A 16,030-nucleotide genomic window follows, 5' to 3' on the forward strand; every position below is an offset into this window, starting at 1 on the left:
GGAAGAAAGAGGCGCGCGTGAGCGTTACTTCGGCTGCGCGACGGTGCGCAGATAGGGCTTCAGCGTCTTGAAGCCGTCGGGGTACTTCTTCTTCGCGTCTTCATCCGACACCGACGTCGGGATGATCACATCCTCGCCCGGCTTCCAGTTCACCGGCGTCGCAACCGTGTGCTTCGCGTTCAGTTGCAGCGCGTCGAGCAGGCGCAGCACTTCGTCGAAGTTACGGCCCGCGCTCATCGGGTACGTGAAGGTGGCCTTCACCTTCTTGTCCGGACCGACGATGAACACGGCGCGAATGGTCGCGTTGTCGGCCGCGGTGCGCGGATTCGCGCCGCTCGCGTTCGGGTGGATCATGTCGTAGAGCTTCGCGACGTTGAGATCGGCGTCGCCGATCATCGGATAATTCACCGCCGTGCCCTGCGTTTCCTCGATGTCCTTCGCCCACTGCGAGTGATTGGTCACCGGATCGATCGAGAGGCCGATGACCTTCGTGTCGCGCTTGTCGAACTCGGGCTTGAGCCTGGCCATATAACCGAGTTCGGTCGTGCAGACCGGCGTGAAGTCTTTCGGATGCGAGAACAGGATGGCCCATTTGTCGCCGATCCACTCGTGGAAGCGGATCGTGCCTTCGGTCGTCTCTGCCGTGAAATCGGGAGCTTCATCACCAATGCGTATAGCCATATCAATTCTCCACATGATGGAAAGTCCGGTGAACGTTCCGCTGTAAAAACGGAACGGATGCCGGGTTGAAAAATGCAACTGTGAATCCGATTATAGTGCGCCGCGCATCGGCATCCGAATGATGCTTGGTCACGCCCTCGAGCATCGTGTGGTCTTGCGTCGCGCGCAATGGACGAGGTTGTCGAAAGAGCGCGGCACACTTCGTGCTGTCGCGCTCCCGCTGAACGAGCGTACGCAATAAAACCCTTCGCTTAAGATGCGGTTCATAGGGCGCCACGCTCGAATTCTGCTGCAAAATCTGCTATCACAAGACGACGTAACGTCAGAACGAACGTGCAGGTGTGGAAGCACAGGAGGCGATCGTGACCGTCATGCAAAGAAAATCCGTCGCTGCGCTGCAAAGCGAAGCAGAGGAGACCGAGGAAGCGCTTCAGGAGCACGGCGGCCACGCGCTCACCCGTTCGCTCACCGCGCTCGATGTCACCATGCTCGGCATAGGCTGCATCATCGGCGCGGGGATTTTCGTGCTGACCGGCCATGCGGCGGCGACCAACGCCGGGCCCGCCATCACCATCTCGTTCGTGCTCGGCGCGATCGTCTGCGCGCTCGCGGGCCTGTGCTACGCCGAAATGGCTTCGACGGTGCCGGTGTCCGGCAGCGCCTACACCTACGCTTATGCGACGATGGGCGAGCTGATCGCATGGCTCATCGGCTGGGATCTGATTCTCGAGTACGCGGTCGGTGCGACGACGGTCGCGATCGGCTGGTCGGGCTATGTCGTGAGCTTTCTGCATTCGCTCGGCATCGACATACCCGAGCAGTTTGCGAAGGCGCCCTTCGCTTACGAGCCGGGCCACGGCTGGAGTCACGCCGGCGCGATTCTCAACGTGCCCGCGATGGTGATCGTCGGCCTCATCACACTCCTGCTCGTGACCGGCATACGCGAGTCGGCGCGCGTGAACAGCGTCATCGTCGTGATCAAGGTGCTGATCGTGCTCGCGTTCATCGCCGCTGGCATCGCGTATGTGGACAAGGCGAACTGGGTCACCGCGCAGAACCCGACTGGCGCGTTCCTGCCGCCGAATACCGGCGAGTCGGGGGTGTTCGGCATGAGCGGCGTGCTGCGCGGCGCGGCGGTCGTGTTCTTTGCCTATATCGGCTTCGATTCCGTGTCGTGCGTGGCGCAGGAAACACGCAATCCAAGACGCGACATGCCGATCGGCCTGCTCGGTTCGCTCACGATTTGCACGATTCTCTACGTGCTCGTGTCGTATGTGCTGACGGGCATCGTGCCTTACGACAAGCTCAACGTGTCGGACCCGATCGCCGTCGGCGTCGATGCGATCGGCATGCGCTGGCTTTCGCCCATCGTCAAGCTCGGTGCGATCTTCGGGCTGACCTCCGTGATTCTCGTGCTGCTGCTTTCACAGCCGCGCATTTTCTATTCGATGGCGAAAGACGGCCTTTTGCCGCCATTCGCCTCGAAGATTCACCCGCGCTTCCATACGCCCTACATCACGACGATCTTCACCGGCGTCATCGTGATGATTCTCGCGGGGACGCTGCCGATCGGGCTCGTCGGCGAACTCGTGAGCATCGGCACGTTGTTCGCGTTCACCGTCGTGAGCATCGGCGTGCTCGTGCTGCGCATCACGCAGCCGAATCTGGAGCGTGCATTCAAGACGCCCGCCGTGTTCATCGTCGCGCCGGTCGGCGCGCTGTCGTCGCTATTCCTGATGTCCGGATTGCCCGCCGACACATGGATACGGCTCGTGATCTGGATGGCGATCGGTGTCGTGATCTACTTCGTTTACGGCATCAGGCACAGCAGGCTGCGCAAGCAACGCGAGTCATAGACAGATATGCAAGGGGCCGCACGAAAACGCGGCCCTTTCGCTTATTCCGACGCGCGTTTCGATTCGTGTTCGCGCGCTTCTTCCGGACTTTCGTAGATATACGGCGCTACGCCGCGGCGCTTCAACGCATCGCCCAGTTTCAGGCGCAAGAAGCTGCTCGTGGTATAGCGCGTCACGCGGTCGTAATGGCCATCGACCAGCTTGGTCACCATTTCCGAATACGCGTCGAGCATGTCGGGGCGTATGGAAAAGTTATCGTAATTCACGATCGCATGCGGCCGCGTCGCCGCATCGGCCAATTGCTTTTCGACTTCGCGGCGGATCGCTTCGACATCGCTCAGGCTCTTGACTTCGAGCCCTTCGAAATTGATGAAGAAGAGATCCTTCTCCGCGTCATAGCTGAAGCGTTCGGACAAGTCGAGGCTCAGAAGGATTTTACGCAAGCCCATCGGCGCATCGCGGAAAATGCGTTCGTCCATCAGACGCGGCGGCGTGTCCGTGATCGGCGCGAAACCCATTTGCGCGACGATGTCCCGCTCGATATCGATGCCCGGCGCGACTTCAGTCAGCGCGAGTCCCTTGTCCGTGAGCTCGAACACGCAGCGCTCGGTGATATAGAGCACAGGCTGTCCGCGCTCTGCCGCATAACTGCCGCTGAACGTGCGATGCTCGACTGCCTCGACGAACTTGCGGCAATCGCCTTCGCGATTGATCTTGAGCTTGCCGTCTTCGATCGCCACATCGAGCTTGCCCGCGTTGAACGTGCCGACGAACACGACCTTCTTCGCCGCCTGGCTGATGTTGATGAAGCCGCCCGCGCCCGCGAGCTTCGGGCCGAACTTGCTCACGTTGAGATTGCCTTCGCGGTCGGCCTGCGCGAGACCGAGGAACGCGATATCGAGGCCGCCGCCATCGTAGAAATCGAACTGATACGGCTGATCGATGATCGCCTGCGTGTTGGTCGCCGCGCCGAAGTTCAGACCTCCCGCCGGAATGCCGCCGATGACGCCCGGCTCGGTCGTCATCGTGAAGAGATCGATCACCTGCTCTTCGTTCGCCACGCTCGCGATGCCCTCCGGCATGCCGATGCCGAGATTCACGATGCTGTTCGCCATGAGTTCGAACGCCGCGCGCCGCGCGATGATCTTGCGCTCGGTGAGGCCCATCGGCGGCACGGAGCTCGCGGCCACGCGCAGTTCGCTGGAAAACGCCGCGCTGTATTGCTCGCCGAAGGTCTGCCAGTGATTGTCGGCTTTCGCGAGCACGACGCAATCGACCATCACGCCGGGAATCTTCACCTGACGCGAGTTGAGCGTGTTCGATTCCGCGAGCCGCTCCACTTGCGCGATCACGATGCCGCCGGAATTGCGCGCGGCCATCGCGATGGACAGCGCTTCGAGCGTCAGCGCTTCCTTTTCCATCGTGACATTGCCGTTGAGATCGGCCGTGGTGCCGCGCACGATCGCGACATCGACCGGGAAGGTCTTGTAGTACAGATGATCCGTGCCGTCGATGGGCATGAGCCGCACGAGGTCTTCCGTCGTGCGCGCATTGAGCTTGCCGCCGCCGTTGCGCGGATCGACGAACGTGCCGAGGCCGACCGTCGAGATCTGTCCGGGCCGGTGCGCGGCGATATCGCGAAAGAGCTGCGAAATCACGCCTTGCGGCAGGTTATACGCTTCGATGCGGTTTTCGATCGCCAACTTCTGCAAGCCCGGCACGAGGCCCCAATGCCCGCCTATCACGCGCTTGACGAGCCCTTCGTGCGCGAGATGATTGAGGCCCTTGGCGCGGCCATCGCCCTGACCGGCGGCATACACGAGCGTGAGGCCGGCGATCGGATGCGCGCCTTCGACGAAGCGCTCCTCCAGCGCGATGGCGACTTCCTCCGCGAAGCCGATGCCGACGAAGCCGCTCGTCGCGATCGTGTCGCCCGACTGGATCAGGCGCACGGCCTCGCGCGCTGACACGATCTTGCCGCGCTCGACGAGGCGCGTGCCGGAGGGAAACGGATGGCGGGTCGGCGTGCTGCTGGCGGTCATGGCGTCTCCTGTTTGCCGCGTTGTCTTGTCGTCAGTCTCGCTCCCCGTCGCGACGCGTGCTTTCCTCGAATGCCCGCCTATCAGCCGATTTGCGCCGTCATATCTCGACGCGCGTGCCGACCTCGATCACGCGATCGGCAGGCAGGCGCAAATACGCCGCGACGTTCCCCACATTGTGCAGCATGATCGCGAAGAGCCGTTCGCGCCATAACGCCATGCCCGTGCCCGGCGTCGGCACGACGGTCGCCCGCGAAAGAAAATAGGAACTGCTTGCGCGATCGAACTTGACGCCCGATGGCCGGCATTTCTCCAGCGCGGCGGGCAAATCCACTTCGTCCTTGAAGCCGTAGTTCACCGTCACCTGAAAGCAGCCGTTTCCTAGGGCTTGCAAGGCCACGCGCCGCGTTTCGTCGACCCACGGCACCGGTTCGGTCGCAACCGTCAGGAACACCGTGTTTTCGTGCAGCACGCGGTTATGCATGAGGTTGTTGATGAGCGAATGCGGCACGCTGTTGGGATCGTTCGACATGAAGATGGCCGTGCCCTCCACGCGCGCGGGCGAACGCGCGGTCAGATTCGCGAGGAACGGCTTCAGCGGCGTCGTGCCCGCGCGCACGTGCGCTTCCTGAATCATCATTTGCGCGCCGCGTCCCCATGTCGCCATGATCGTGAACATCACGAGGCCGATCGCGACCGGAAACCAGCCGCCCTCCGCAATCTTCAGGCAATTCGCCGAGAAGAACATGGCGTCGATCACGAAGAAGAACGCCGTCGCGAAGAGGCACAGCGCCCAGTTGTAGTGCCAGGCGTAGCGGATGACGAAGAAGGTCAGCACGGTCGTGATGAGCATCGTGCCCGTGACGGCGATGCCGTATGCCGAACCCAGCGCGGTCGACGAGCCGAAGCCGAGCACGGCGGCGACCACGGCGAGCAGCAGCGTCCAGTTGATCCCCGGCACATAGATCTGACCGATCTCCCGCGCCGACGTGTACACGACGCTCATGCGAGGCAGAAAGCCGAGCTGCATCGCCTGCTTGGTCATCGAGTACGTGCCGGAGATCACGGCCTGCGACGCGATGACGGTCGCGATCGTCGAGAGCACGACCATCGGATAGAGCATCCACGACGGAAAGAGGCGATAGAACGGATTCTGCAACGCGGATGGATCGGCGATCAGCAGCGCGCCCTGACCGAGATAGTTGAGCGCGAGCGCCGGAAAGACGATGACGAACCACGTGAGGCGAATCGGCCGTGAGCCGAAGTGACCCATGTCGGCATAGAGCGCTTCCGCGCCTGTGAGCGAGAGCACGACCGCGCCGAGCGCAACGAACGCGAGCCAGCGATGATGCAGGCAGAATGCGAGCCCTCTCAGCGGATTCAGCGCGGTGAGAATGTGCGGCGCATCCTTGATGTTCATGAGACCCGACACCGCCAGCACGATGAACCACAGCACCATGACGGGCCCGAACACCGCGCCGATGCCCGAGGTGCCGTGCTTCTGCATCACGAAGAGCCCGATGAGCGCGACGAGCGTGATAGGCACGACGTACGGCTGCAACATCGGCGCGGCCACTTCGAGCCCTTCCACGGCGCTCAGCACGGAAATGGCCGGCGTGATGACGCCATCGCCGTAAAAGAGCGCGGCGCCCATCACGCCGATGAGCAGGAGCACGTGCTTCAACCGCTTTTTCGATTCCACCGACGACGCCGCGAGCGCGAGCAGCGCCATGATGCCGCCTTCGCCGTGATTATTGGCGCGCAGGATCAGCGCGACATACTTCAGCGAAACGATGACCGTGAGCGACCAGAAGATCAGCGACACGATGCCGATCACGTTCGCGGGCTGCAATGGCAGGCCGCCCGCGGGATCGAACACGGTTTTGAGCGTGTAGAGCGGGCTCGTGCCGATATCGCCATAGACGACGCCCAATGCCGCGAGCGAAAGCCCCAGCAACGCCGGATGGCCGTGCGGCTCGGGCGCGTGTTTGTCGTCGGCCGGCAAGCCGGGTGCAGTCGATCCCATGATTCCTCCCTGCATTTTCCTGGCCGCCGTGACTCGCGCGGCCTATTTGTCAGAGGATGAGCGTCTGCGTTGCTGTGTCGATAAGTATAGGAACGGATATGGGCCGTGTCCGCGCAAGAAGCGTTATTTACGCGTATTTGATTTGTGCGACAGCGCGCAAATCGTCGGCGGTGGCGGTGCCGTAACCGAAAAACTCGAGATACGCCGGGATCATTTCGAAAAGCATGTCCGTGCCGACCTGCACGGCGCAGCCCTTTTCCTTTGCGGCGCGCAGGAGCGGCGTGTACTCCGACTTCATCACGACTTCACCGACGAACGTGGTCGGCGCGATCCGCTCGATATCAAACGGCAGCGGGTCGCTTTCCTTCATGCCCAGCGGCGTCGCGTTCACGATGACGTCAAAGCCGTCCGGGTCTTTCGTGTCCGTCCTGACGACGAGTTGGGGATAGTGCTCGCGCAAACGCGACGCGAGGCCCTCGACGGATGTCGTATTCGTATCGAAGATCGCGATCTCCGCGACGCCCGCAGCCGCGAGCGATGCCGCGATCGGCGAGCCGACGCCGCCACTGCCGAGCACGAGCACGCGCGTGCCCGCGAGCTTGCGGCCTTTGCGTTCGACGCCGCGCACGAAGCCCGCGCCATCGAACTGATCGCCGACGAGCGTGCCGTCAGGGCGTTTCAGGATCGCGTTGCACGCCCCGGCGATGCGCGCGGTCGGGCTCACTTCGTCCATCAGGCCGACGGTCGTGATCTTGTGCGGCATCGTGACGAGCGCGCCGCGAATGTTCGTCAGCTTGAATAGATGCGGAAGAAACGCCACGTAATCCTCGGGTTTTACGCCCATTGGCACGACGACGGCGTCGATGCCCTGCTTGTCGAACCACGGGTTGTAGATCATCGGCGCCTTGAACGCTTCGGTCGGGTAGCCGAGGTGAGCAATCAGAGTGGTCTTGCCGCTGATCATGGCAGCTCCTTGTTGGGGATGTCGAGGGCGCGCGTGGTCGCGCCCCCTGACCATGATAGGGCGGATTTTTTCTGCCGCAGTGCGGCAATCAATGACTCGCGCCGAGATAAGCCGCTTTCACCGATGGATCGTTGCGCAATTGCTCGGCCGGGCCGTGTGTCGCGACGCGGCCGTTCTCCAGCACATAGCCGTAATCCGCGACATTCAGCGCGGCGGCGGCGAACTGTTCGACGAGCAGCATCGTGACGCCATCGGCTTTCAGACGCTCTATGATGCGGAATACTTCATCGACGAGAATGGGCGCCAGGCCCATCGACGGTTCGTCGAGCAAGACGAGATCGGGGTTGAGCATGATCGCGCGCGCCATCGCGAGCATTTGCTGTTCGCCGCCGGAAAGCGTGCCCGCCAGTTGATTGCGGCGTTCTTTCAGGCGCGGGAATAGCTCGATCGCGCGTTCGAGATCCGCGTTGACGTCGCCTTTGGGTCTTGACCACGTGAGGCGTGGGAATGCGCCCAGCAACAGGTTATCGGTGACGGACATCGTCGCGAATACGCGTCTTCCTTCGGGGGAATGGGCCAGTCCCAGCCGCGCGATCCTGTGCGACTCGAGCGAGTCGATGCGCTTTGCGTCGCTGCCTGCGCCCATTGTGATTTCGCCTTCTGTCGGCTTGATCATGCCGGAGATGGCGCGCATGGTTGTGGTCTTGCCTGCGCCGTTCGAGCCGATCAAGGTCACTACTTTTGCCTTCGGCACGGTCAGGGATATGCCATGCAGGACTTTGACTTTGCCGTAGCCGGCGTGGAGGTTTTTTATCGTCAGCATTTTTGTTTTCTGCTTTGGCTCTGCATTGCTTTCGTGGAATCCTGAAGCAAGCTCCCCGATAACAAAAAGAATCAAACAGCCTCAGCCGTCTGCCCACCCAAATAAGCCTCGATAACCTTCTCATTAGCCTGAATCTCGGAAGGCTTCCCCTCAGCGATTTTCTGCCCAAAGTCGAGCACCGACACAACATCGCACACGCTCATCACCACATCCATATGATGCTCGATCAACACCAGCGTGATGCCGTGATTGCGCACCTTCCGAATGATCGCGACGAGTTCGCGAATATCCGGTGCGGTCAAGCCAGCCGCAGGCTCATCGAGCAAAAGCAGTTGCGGATCCAGCGCCAACGCACGCGCGATCTCCAGCAACCGCTGCTTGCCATAAGGCAAGTTCCGCGCTTCCTCGCCCGCGACATTCTCCAGCCCGACAAAGCGCAGCATATTGAAAGCACGCTCACGCGCCGCGCGCTCCTCACGCCGATACCGCGAACTCATCACACCGACATCCGCGAAATTCGACTTGAACGTGTGATGCAAGCCCACGAGCACGTTCTCCAGCGCCGTCATTTCGCCAAAGAGCTGCACATTCTGGAACGTCCGCGCGATACCCGACAGCGCAATCTTCGACGAGGTACGTCCCGCAAGCGATTGGCCTTCGTATTCGATCGCGCCCGCAGTCGGCACATAGATGCCCGTCAACACGTTCATCATCGTGCTCTTGCCAGAACCGTTCGGACCGATGAGACCGTGAATCGTGCCGCGCTTCACCGTCAGGTTCACGTCGTTCAACGCCTTCAGCCCGCTGAACTGCATCAGCACGCCGCGCACGTCGAGAAGCGTCTGCGCGCCTTGCGTGGCGACCGCCGCCACGGCATCGTCCTCGCGCGTATAGCTCGCGAGCTCGTCGGTCTCGACCTTCGTCACTCGCACGCGGCCGAGATTCAATGTCTTGCGCACGAAGCCCACGATGCCATCCTGCAAGTAATAAACCACGAGCAGGATCATCAAGCCGAAGATCGTGAGGCGCCAGTCCGTCAACGCTTCGATCCAGAAAGAAAATACTGCGAGACCTGCCGTGCCGATGATCGGCACCACCACGCGCTGCGGCGTCGTGGTCTTGCGCACGAGCGCCAGCACCGCGCCCGCTACGACGACCACCGCCAGCGCCGTCGCCACCACGCGAAAATTCGCTATATCGTCTAGCAGCTTCGGCAACAGTACGATGACCGTCGAGCCGATGATCGCGCCCGTGCGGGTCTTGCGCCCGCCCATGATGATCGCGAGCAGGAACAGAATCGTCAGCTCGAAGTTATACGTGTTCGGCGAGATGTATTGCTCCGAGTACGAATAGAGACAGCCCGCCAGACCCGCAAAGCCCGCGCTGATGACGAACGCATAGACCTTGTAGCGATACACCGACACGCCCATGCAGTCCGATGCGATCGGACTGTCGCGCAAAGCCTCGAACGCGCGCCCCAGATGCGACTTCAGCACGCGATGCACGACGATCAGCGACAGAACGAGCATCGCCGCGACGAGCCAGTAATACTCCACTTCGTCGAGCTTGTGACCGGCGAACATCGGCTTCGGGATCTTGAGGCCCATCGGTCCGTTCGTCAGAAAGTCCATCTCGTTGATGAGAATCTGGATGATCGTGCCGAACGCGAGCGTCACCATCGCGAGATAAGGTCCCGATACACGCAGCGCGGGCAATGCAAGGATCGCGCCGAAGGCTGCCGTCACGAGTATCGCGAGCGGCGCCGTCACATAGAACGGCATGCCGAGCTTGCTGAAAAGCACGCCCGCCGTGTATGCACCCACGCCGAACAAGCCGGCATGACCGAGCGAAACCTGTCCCGTATAACCCACCACGATATCGAGCCCGAACAACAGGATCGCGTAAATCATGATGGTTTCGACCAAATGGATGTAGTACGGATTGCCCGATACGACCGGAAAAATCATGAGCGCGGCAAGCCCGATGAGTGCCGCGAGCCAGTTCTTTGCTTTCATCGTCGCCGCCTCAGACTTTCTTGATCGCAGTCTTGCCGAACAGACCTGCCGGTTTGACCGCAAGCACGATCAACAGCAGCACGAGCCCCGGCACGTCTTTGTAGCCGGTGGAAATATAGAAGCCGGTCGTCGTCTCCGCGATACCGAGTATCATCCCGCCGACGATGATGCCCATGCCGCTCGACAAGCCGCCGATGATCGCCACGGCGAATGCCTTGAGACCGAGCACCGCGCCCATCGTTGCGCCGGTCAACGTGAGCGGCGCGATCAAAACCCCTGCAAATGCAGCGGTCAACGACGACAGCGCATACGAGAAGGTGATGACGAGCCCCGTGTTGATGCCCATCAGCGACGCCGCATCGCGATCGTTCGCCGTCGCGACCACGGCCTTGCCGAAGATCGTCTTGCGATTGAAGAACTCGACTGCGAGCATCATCACGAGCGCGCCGCCAACGACGAGCAGTTCCATCGGCAGTACGTTCGCGCCGAATATTTTCAGGGGCGCTTCGGGCAAAGGCGAAGGAAAGCGCAGATCGTCGCGGCCCCAGACGTTCTCCGCGACGTTCTTGAAGATGATGCCGAGCGCGATCGTCGACATGATCCAGCCGAATTCGGATTTGATCCTGATGGCAGGCCGCACGCCGATGCGCTCGACGAACGAGCCCTGCACGAGCCCGAAGAAACACACGAGCGGAATCATCAGCCAGTAATTGACGCCTGCGGAGACCAGCGTCAGGCCGACGAGCGCGCCGAGCATCAGCGCATCGCCCTGACCGAAATTCAGCGTGCCCGATGTGGCGAATGTGAGTTGATAGCCAAAGGCGATCACGGCGTAGATCATGCCGAGCGCGACGCCGCTATAGATGAGTTGCAGAAGGATCATCGGGGCGTTTGGGTTGGTGTTCGTACGCTTCTATGAAATCTCGTATTCTTGTCGGTCTATTGGCACTGCCCCTGTGCGGGGCAGTGCTAACAAACCAACGCGAAAGCAAGTTTCCAGAAAAAAACTCAATTAGCAGCAGTAGTCTGCTTAACACGCAATGTCCCGCCGCCCTTCTTATCGGCCTCGTAAGCAAAAACCACCTTCCCACTCTTCACTTCCCCGATAACCGGCACATTCGGCGTGATCGCTTCGTGATCGGCCTTCGTGAAAGGCTTGTCATACACCATCACCACGCCTTCCACCTTGCCGTTCAGGTTCTCGAGCGCCTGCTTGACCTTCGGGCCATCCGTCGTGCCAGCCTGCTTGATCGCCGCCGCGAGCAAATAGATCGAGTCATAACCCTGCGCCGCCGACACCGGCGAATCGATACGCTCGTTCTTCGGCTTGAATTCCTTCAGATAGGCCTCGATGAACGCCTTGCGCTTCGGCGTGTTCGCCTCCTGAATGAAGGTCTGCGGCATGCGCGCGCCTTCGCCGTTCGTGCCAGCATTGTCGATGTAATTCGCCATCGACAGCGTCCACGATCCGACCAGCGGCACCTTCCAGCCAAGCTTGGCCATCCCGTTCGCAATCTGCGCAAGCTCAGGCCCGATGCCATACGTCAGCACCGCTTCCGCCCCCGCTTCCTTCGCCTTCAGCAACTGGGCCGTCATGTCGACGTCCTTGATGTTGAACTTCTCGACAGCAACAGGCTTCACGCCTTTCGCAGCCAGCGCCTTCTCCAGATCTTCGCGGCCAAGCTGGCCGTAGTTGGTCGAATCGGCGAGAATCGCGACCTTCTTGAAGCCGCGCTTCGTGATGGCCTCCTCGACGATCATCGGCGCCTGGATGCGGTCGGCCGCCGAATTGCGGAACACATAGTTATCCGGCTGATCGTCGAATTGCTTCGTCACGACAGTGCCCGTCGCGACGTTGTTGAACACGGGAATCTTCGCTTCCTGGAAGAAGCGCTGCGACGCGAGCGCGACACCCGTGTTGATATAACCAACGACCGCGACGACCTTTTCCTTGTTGATCAGCTCTTGCGCGATCTGCACGCCGCGCTCGTTCTTCGCTTCGTCATCGCGCTCGACGAGCACGATCTGGCGGCCGAGCACACCGCCTGATTTGTTGATCTCCGCCGTGGCGAGACGCACGCCGTCGCGCATGCTGACACCCATGGAAGACGAGCCGCCCGTGAACGGGCCATCGACGCCGATCTTGATCGGATCAGCCGCGTGCGCCAACGAGAATACGCCAAATGCGAGCGCGCCCGCGATGAGCTTCATCTGCATACCCATGTGTGTCTCCTTCGCTGAATCGTTGATCGTTATTTGAAGGCCCATGCAACGCAGCGAAAGCCGGCAGTGCTTTTAAATGCACTATGCGTTATCGATTACATAGGTTGGAAGCGAGTTTAGAAAAATGTAAGGATATGACCATATTCGGACATACCCGAAGAGCACGAGCGTTAGCGCACGTCTGACGCACCGTAAGCGTGCAACGCAAGAAGTGACACCGAATCCCGAACACAAAAAAGCGCGCGGCTATCCCCCGGAGGACGACCGCGCGCAACCTTGCGCACTCCTTGAATCAATTCGACTTGCCTAGCGCGGCGCACCCGTTTCGATCGCGTGCGCGAACTGGCGCAGCACCGCGCCCGATGCATCGGTGACGGCCCAGAACGTCATGCCGTCGTGATTCCAGCGCGCGAGCGCATAGCCGTCGTCGGACTGGGTGACGACCGGCTCCGTCTTCGCTTCGCCCTTGCGCTCGGGAAATACATACACGTCGATTGGATGCTTCAGATACCGATAGACCACGACCGCCACCGGCCGATGATCGATGTAATCCAGCCGCCCGCCGACGAGCGCGAAACCCGGCCCCGCCGGATCGATCACCGGCGGCGCGTAGTCGATCCGGCCGTTGAACCACGGCTTCACCGTGTGCTTGTCGCTGGACAGCACGTCGATCGGACGGTCCGACATCAGCGCGCGCACGTGGCTCGACACGATCTCCTGCGCGATCGGCGAGCCGCTCGACAGGGTCGACACGAGCGGCGCTGCCTGGAACCACAGCATCGTGCCGAGCACGAGCGCGGAGAGCGTCGCGCCGGCAAATGCGCCGCCGAAGAACGGCCAGGGCGCCGCGAACGGATTGCTCCAGCTACGTCGGGCACGGCGCGCCGGCGCATGCCTGCGCGCGTCCTCCTCGGCTTCCGCCCTCACGCGCGCCAGCACCTGCGCCCGCAGATGCACGGGCGCGCGCTGATAGAGCGAACCATCGGTGAGCCTCGTATCGAGCGAGGCGGTGTCGTTATTTTCCATTTCCCGACTCCTCTGAATGACCCGGTCCCGCGCGGCGCACGAGCCTCACGTTCGGCCTGTCCTGCCCGCCCTGCGCCGCGCGCACCGCCCCCGCCAGCATCTTGCGGCCGCGCGCGAGCCGCGACATCACCGTGCCGATCGGCACGCCGGTCACGGACGCCACTTCCTTGTAACTCATGTCTTCCAGCTCACGTAACACCAGCACCTCGCGAAAGGCGATCGGCAGCGCCTCCAGCGCGCGATGCACCAGGTGAACTTCATCACGGCGCACGGCGAGCGTTTCCGGGTCGGCCGCGCCTTCCTCCGACCAGCCCGGCAGCGCTTCGTCGCCGCCCAGTTCCTCGTCGTAGGGCGTCGCGTCCGCGAGTTGCACGCGCCGCCGCCATTCCGTGAACCACGTGTTGCGCACGATCGCGAGCAGCCACGCCCGCGCGTTCGCTTCCTCGCCGCCCTCGAATCCGCCGAAGAATCGGAAGGCGCGCAGATAGGCTTCCTGCACGACATCGTCGGCATCGTTCGCGCTGCCCGACAGCCAGCGCGCGAGGTTGTACGCGGCGTCCAGGTGCGGCATCACCGTCGCCTCGAAGCGCGCGTGGGCCGCCTCGGCGTCCGCCTTGCCGCGGCGCCCGGACTTGTCTTCTTTCGACCTGCTCTGCCACATCGCGCGGGTCTCCTTTCGACAACCACGTTCGGGGAACATCGCTTCGGCGCAGCCGTGTCACGCCTTTGCGCGCCTTCCCCTCGGATACTCCCCACGCTCCCGGTTTATTCCCGTTTGCGTCGATCAATCGAAAAAATATCGCGGGAATAACGCGCCGTCATCGCCGGTTCGATGAACAGAAGCCGCTGCGGCCTCGCTCATCGGGGGAAAGCCGCCGGCCTCGCGCCCATGCATCGAGCCGCCATGCGCGTGAATTTGCCGATTCGAACGACAAGAAACGCGGCCGCCAACATCCAAGGAATTGTCATGAAACCCGATCCCACCCTCGTGCCGCCGAAGCACGAACACGACGAACTCGACGAGCGCGGCAAGCGCCGCCGCACCGCACTCTCCTGCATGGCCTGGGCCGGCGCGGGCGTGATCTGGACCGTGAGCGGCGGCGTGCCGGTCTCGCGGCTGATCTCGTCGGCGCAGGCGGCCGAGAAAACCAGTTCGTTCAGTTTCGTGCAGATCAGCGACAGCCATATCGGCTTCAACAAGGACCCCAATACCGAGCCGGCGAGCACGCTCGAAGAAGCCGTCAACCGCGTGAGCGCGATGAAAAAACGCCCCGCCTTCATGATCCACACCGGCGACATCACGCATCTTTCCAAGCCCGCGCAGTTTGACACCGCGACGCAGATCATCAACAAGGCAGGCATGGACGTGCATTACGTGCCGGGCGAACACGACGTTCTGGTCGAAGAAGGCAATCCGTTCTTCGAACGCTTTTCCGGGCAATACGGCAAGGACAGCACCCGGCATTGGTACAGCTTCGATCAAGGCGGCGTGCATTTCATCGGACTCACCAACGTGATCGACCTCAAGGGCGGCGGCCTCGGCTTTCTCGGCGATGCGCAGCTCGCCTGGCTCAAGGCCGACTTGCAGGGCAAATCGAGCAGTACGCCGATCGTCGTGTTCGCGCATATTCCGCTGTGGGCGCTGTATCCGCAATGGGGCTGGGGCACCGACGACAGCGCGCAGGCGCTCGCGCTCCTCAAGCGCTTCGGTTCGGTGACGGTTCTGAACGGCCACGTGCATCAGGTGGCGCAAAAAGTGGAGGGAGAGATGCGGTTCTATTCGGCGATGTCCACCGCGTTTCCGCAGCCCGCGCCGGGCGCGGCGTCCGGGCCCGGACCGATGAAAGTGCCGGCGGAGCAATTGCGCACGATGCTGGGCCTGCGCGAAGTCACGCATGTCGCGGGACGCGAGTATCTGGCTGTGACCGACACGGCGCTCGCCGACGCGCAATCATGAACGCCGCCATGATCGCGAGCTACATCTCGCCCGCCAACCTGCGTCCGCTCGCCGGCAAGTTCCTGCGCAAGGCCGCGTTCGCGCTCGTCGTTAAGGGCGTCATCAGTGCGGCAATTCCGACGGCCTGCGCACAGGAACCCCCGCAACAGGTCGCGGCGGCCAATGCGCCGACCATCACCATCGACAACTTCGCGTTCAACCAGGCGGCGATCACCGTGCCGGCTGGAACGAAGGTGACATGGGTGAATCGCGACGACATGCTGCATACCGTCACCGACGAAGGCAAGACCTTCAAGTCCGATCCGCTCGACAGCGGCGAAAGCTATTCGCATGTGTTCGACAAGCCCGGCACGTACAAGTACTTCTGCTCGCTGCATCCGCACATGACGGGAACGGTCGTCGTGCAATGAGGCCGCGCGC

13 protein-coding genes are annotated in these 16,030 nt (G+C 62.0%); 3 read left to right on the plus strand and 10 right to left on the minus strand.

Annotated elements, in window-relative coordinates; translation table 11 throughout:
* Nucleotides 1–24 precede the first annotated feature (24 nt).
* Complete coding sequence (locus AWB75_RS05895) at nt 25–681, minus strand: peroxiredoxin (RefSeq protein WP_061123146.1); 657 nt, start codon at nt 679–681, stop codon at nt 25–27.
* 371 nt (nt 682–1,052) lie between these two features.
* Here AWB75_RS05895 and AWB75_RS05900 point away from each other — a divergent pair, with 371 nt between their 5' ends.
* Entirely contained in the window at nt 1,053–2,537 is a 1,485-nt protein-coding gene (locus AWB75_RS05900) for an amino acid permease (protein WP_061123314.1), read from the plus strand.
* A gap of 41 nt (nt 2,538–2,578) precedes the next feature.
* On the opposite strand, the gene AWB75_RS05905 is transcribed toward AWB75_RS05900, so the two are convergent.
* From AWB75_RS05905 to AWB75_RS05945, 9 genes are all read right to left on the minus strand, one after another.
* Complete coding sequence (locus AWB75_RS05905) at nt 2,579–4,579, minus strand: acyl CoA:acetate/3-ketoacid CoA transferase (RefSeq protein ID WP_061123147.1); 2,001 nt, start codon at nt 4,577–4,579, stop codon at nt 2,579–2,581.
* 97 nt (nt 4,580–4,676) lie between these two features.
* Nucleotides 4,677–6,602 carry a potassium transporter Kup gene (locus AWB75_RS05910; protein WP_061123148.1) on the minus strand — a complete coding sequence of 642 codons (1,926 nt, stop codon included), beginning with the start codon at nt 6,600–6,602 and terminating at the stop codon, nt 4,677–4,679.
* 127 nt (nt 6,603–6,729) lie between these two features.
* Complete coding sequence (locus tag AWB75_RS05915) at nt 6,730–7,566, minus strand: shikimate dehydrogenase family protein (protein WP_061123149.1); 837 nt, start codon at nt 7,564–7,566, stop codon at nt 6,730–6,732.
* Between the two features lie 88 nt (nt 7,567–7,654).
* A complete protein-coding gene (locus tag AWB75_RS05920) occupies nt 7,655–8,389 on the minus strand; it encodes an ABC transporter ATP-binding protein (protein ID WP_061123150.1) in 735 nt (244 codons plus the stop codon).
* A 71-nt stretch (nt 8,390–8,460) separates the two neighbouring features.
* Nucleotides 8,461–10,404 carry a branched-chain amino acid ABC transporter ATP-binding protein/permease gene (locus AWB75_RS05925; protein ID WP_061123151.1) on the minus strand — a complete coding sequence of 648 codons (1,944 nt, stop codon included), beginning with the start codon at nt 10,402–10,404 and terminating at the stop codon, nt 8,461–8,463.
* Between the two features lie 10 nt (nt 10,405–10,414).
* Entirely contained in the window at nt 10,415–11,287 is an 873-nt protein-coding gene (locus AWB75_RS05930) for a branched-chain amino acid ABC transporter permease (RefSeq protein ID WP_061123152.1), read from the minus strand.
* Nucleotides 11,288–11,412: 125 nt separating this feature from the next.
* On the minus strand, nt 11,413–12,621 hold the full coding sequence (locus AWB75_RS05935) for an ABC transporter substrate-binding protein (RefSeq protein WP_407642130.1): 1,209 nt from the start codon (nt 12,619–12,621) through the stop codon (nt 11,413–11,415).
* A 312-nt stretch (nt 12,622–12,933) separates the two neighbouring features.
* Entirely contained in the window at nt 12,934–13,653 is a 720-nt protein-coding gene (locus AWB75_RS05940; RefSeq protein WP_061123154.1) for an anti-sigma factor family protein, read from the minus strand.
* Complete coding sequence (locus AWB75_RS05945; protein WP_061123155.1) at nt 13,643–14,314, minus strand: RNA polymerase sigma factor; 672 nt, start codon at nt 14,312–14,314, stop codon at nt 13,643–13,645. Before AWB75_RS05945 ends, AWB75_RS05940 begins: the two co-directional genes overlap by 11 nt.
* A gap of 306 nt (nt 14,315–14,620) precedes the next feature.
* On the opposite strand from AWB75_RS05945, the gene AWB75_RS05950 reads away from it, so the two are divergent.
* Nucleotides 14,621–15,610: a metallophosphoesterase family protein gene (locus AWB75_RS05950; RefSeq protein ID WP_061123315.1), complete on the plus strand. Its 990-nt coding sequence runs from the start codon at nt 14,621–14,623 to the stop codon at nt 15,608–15,610.
* Complete coding sequence (locus tag AWB75_RS05955) at nt 15,607–16,020, plus strand: cupredoxin domain-containing protein (protein WP_061123156.1); 414 nt, start codon at nt 15,607–15,609, stop codon at nt 16,018–16,020. Before AWB75_RS05950 ends, AWB75_RS05955 begins: the two co-directional genes overlap by 4 nt.
* Nucleotides 16,021–16,030 lie beyond the last annotated feature (10 nt).

The organism is Caballeronia catudaia (assembly GCF_001544755.2).
GTDB classification, from domain to species: Bacteria; Pseudomonadota; Gammaproteobacteria; order Burkholderiales; family Burkholderiaceae; genus Caballeronia; species Caballeronia catudaia.

Excerpts from the sequence above, each read along its gene's own strand:
- AWB75_RS05895 (WP_061123146.1), bottom strand. The coding sequence starts at position 681 with ATGGCTATACGCATTGGTGATGAAGCTCCCGATTTCACGGCAGAGACG.
- AWB75_RS05900 (WP_061123314.1), top strand. The coding sequence starts at position 1,053 with ATGCAAAGAAAATCCGTCGCTGCGCTGCAAAGCGAAGCAGAGGAGACC.
- AWB75_RS05905 (WP_061123147.1), bottom strand. The coding sequence starts at position 4,579 with ATGACCGCCAGCAGCACGCCGACCCGCCATCCGTTTCCCTCCGGCACG.
- AWB75_RS05910 (WP_061123148.1), bottom strand. The coding sequence starts at position 6,602 with ATGGGATCGACTGCACCCGGCTTGCCGGCCGACGACAAACACGCGCCC.
- AWB75_RS05915 (WP_061123149.1), bottom strand. The coding sequence starts at position 7,566 with ATGATCAGCGGCAAGACCACTCTGATTGCTCACCTCGGCTACCCGACC.
- AWB75_RS05920 (WP_061123150.1), bottom strand. The coding sequence starts at position 8,389 with ATGCTGACGATAAAAAACCTCCACGCCGGCTACGGCAAAGTCAAAGTC.
- AWB75_RS05925 (WP_061123151.1), bottom strand. The coding sequence starts at position 10,404 with ATGAAAGCAAAGAACTGGCTCGCGGCACTCATCGGGCTTGCCGCGCTC.
- AWB75_RS05930 (WP_061123152.1), bottom strand. The coding sequence starts at position 11,287 with ATGATCCTTCTGCAACTCATCTATAGCGGCGTCGCGCTCGGCATGATC.
- AWB75_RS05935 (WP_407642130.1), bottom strand. The coding sequence starts at position 12,621 with ATGCAGATGAAGCTCATCGCGGGCGCGCTCGCATTTGGCGTATTCTCG.
- AWB75_RS05940 (WP_061123154.1), bottom strand. The coding sequence starts at position 13,653 with ATGGAAAATAACGACACCGCCTCGCTCGATACGAGGCTCACCGATGGT.
- AWB75_RS05945 (WP_061123155.1), bottom strand. The coding sequence starts at position 14,314 with ATGTGGCAGAGCAGGTCGAAAGAAGACAAGTCCGGGCGCCGCGGCAAG.
- AWB75_RS05950 (WP_061123315.1), top strand. The coding sequence starts at position 14,621 with ATGAAACCCGATCCCACCCTCGTGCCGCCGAAGCACGAACACGACGAA.
- AWB75_RS05955 (WP_061123156.1), top strand. The coding sequence starts at position 15,607 with ATGAACGCCGCCATGATCGCGAGCTACATCTCGCCCGCCAACCTGCGT.